This window comes from Pseudomonas sp. PDM32, from assembly GCF_019219225.1.
Classification (GTDB): Bacteria; Pseudomonadota; Gammaproteobacteria; order Pseudomonadales; family Pseudomonadaceae; genus Aquipseudomonas; species Aquipseudomonas laurylsulfatiphila.
Genome location: NZ_JAHUWE010000029.1, coordinates 1 through 1,974, shown reverse-complemented (window position 1 = coordinate 1,974; position 1,974 = coordinate 1). Strand labels below are relative to the sequence as shown.

Below are 1,974 nucleotides of genomic sequence, written 5' to 3'. Positions count from 1 at the left end.
TCGCTCTGGCTCAAGGCAAACAATCGCGGATCGCGCTGCTGTGATAGCCGACCAACCAGATCGAAAACCTGATGCGTGACTCGCGCCGTGACCGGATCGGCTATCGCCTTCCGACAATACGCCACCGTCCGCACGGCTAAACCGCGCGGGTCCACGACACTGATGGACGGCGTGTGCGCGTTCATATCGAGGCGACCCTTTGAAGACTACCGCGAATCTAGGCGCACCCAAGGTTGGTGTCTACTGTCAAGAATGACAGTAGACACCGTGTGCACTTTTGTTGTCAGGCACCGTATGGATCAGCAAACTCCGCGTGAACGCATCGATCTCGGCGTGCTCAAGCAAACTCTGAAGCGTCATCCGATCAAGGCCTGGTGATGCATTGCGGCTCGTTTGCGTCATGCGCTGGAAGACCAGCAAGCCGCCATGCACGCCGCCACCGCCCACTATTTCCCGGCGCAGACGCGAGTCAGCCAACCGGCAGGCGGGTACTTTTTGTGGCTGGAATTGCCGGAGCAGATGGATTCGTTGAAGTTGTTTCAAATGGCGCTGGCGCAGGGGATCAGCATTGCACCGGGACCGATTTTTTCGCCGATGCAAAGGTTCAGGAATTGTATTCGGTTGAATTATGGGAGCCCGTGGGATGAGGCTGCGGAGAAGGCGATGGAGACGTTGGGGCGGATTGTCAGGTCCTTTTGAATTGATCCCTCATAACTCGTGCATTTGCTAAGGACGAAGCAAAATTAATCAACGTATCGGCATTATGAAGCGCCAAACTAGTTCTAACTTCTGGAGACTTGTTAAAGACCTCCACAGCGCCAGCTAAGGAAATCGCCCCCGTCTGCCAACGTAAAGCAAAAGAATTCACAAACAATTCTTCAGGCACCTCCCCGGAAAAAAATTTGTCAGGCCTTCTAACCATGCCAAACGGGGGATTACTTAGCGCTCGATCGTCTTGTAGACCAAAATACCAAAAATCCTCGGAATTAAAAACACTATTCAAATGAGTTAACTCGTGACCTAAGGCCCATAGCGCCTCTTCTGAAAAACCGGAACTTAAAGTGCTCTTTTCAATGTAAATATTCCGTTCAGGATCAGACATATTGACATAAGCACCAGCACCACTCCCTTTAATCAAAACAAATCTATTCGGTTTGTTTTTTATGAGTTCTACCTCTGACAGCATTTCGATAAACCCGCGTTTAAAGTAATCAAAACTTGATGGAGCCTCCCCCCCAAAATTAGCTGAATAAATATCTCTGCTACTAGGCTCGTCCAATTCGGAAATAGCAAGTTCCAGCAAAATTTCCAAACCACCGAAAGCGTCATCCAATGTCGCCCCTCTGTCCGGATAAAGCGTGGATATTTCGTCTATTCCTCGCGCCTTGATTTTGCGCCCCCCAAAAAACGACCGTAAAAATTCATAATAACGAGATAACAAATTAGACAGTGTTGGGAAGTGACCTTGTTGATCCAAAAAATTAATAGGATTGTTCCTGACAAATCGATAAAAATTCAACCCATCCACATCCCCCGCCGGATCCGGATTCAACCAGCGCTGCAGCCACGGCGCGTAATACCGCGCCCCATAGTAATAAAGCCCCGTCGCATCCCGCTCCTTGCCTGAATAACGAATGGTCTTGTAGCTGGTTTCCACTTCGTGCCGTCCCGCTAACCAAGCCGTTCCGCCGAAGGGGTAATACACTTCCTGGCTGATGGTTTTAGCCTGCGCATCGACTTCAAAGGCACTCGACCCCAAGTGATCGTCGAAGCAGTAACGCCACTGATCGTTGTCCAGTCCCGCTGGCGGCGGACTGTCCCAATGCAGCAGGCGTACGCTGCAGCGACCGGCCTGAACGCTGATCACCTGGAGCCGTTCTCCGGTGGCGCTATTGACGTGCAGTTCGATGCCCGGCAAATAACGCACCTCGGGCGTATGCACGATGGATTTCGCGGTAACCTCCCGGTATTTGC

At 51.3% G+C, this 1,974-nt stretch carries 1 protein-coding gene and 2 pseudogenes; 1 reads left to right on the top strand and 2 read right to left on the bottom strand.

Translation table 11 applies throughout. From position 1 onward, the window contains the following. Positions 1–185 (bottom strand): annotated as a pseudogene (locus tag KW846_RS29620) (RHS repeat protein); the annotation flags it as partial. A 205-nt stretch (positions 186–390) separates the two neighbouring features. Between KW846_RS29620 and KW846_RS29615 the strand changes: the two are divergent. Beyond that, positions 391–699, top strand: a pseudogene (locus KW846_RS29615) (PLP-dependent aminotransferase family protein); the annotation flags it as partial. Here KW846_RS29615 and KW846_RS29610 read toward each other — a convergent pair. Beyond that, positions 686–1,974: RHS repeat-associated core domain-containing protein (locus tag KW846_RS29610; RefSeq protein ID WP_218486455.1), on the bottom strand; the 1,289-nt coding region annotated here is incomplete at its 5' end. The pseudogene KW846_RS29615 and the gene KW846_RS29610 overlap by 14 nt on opposite strands.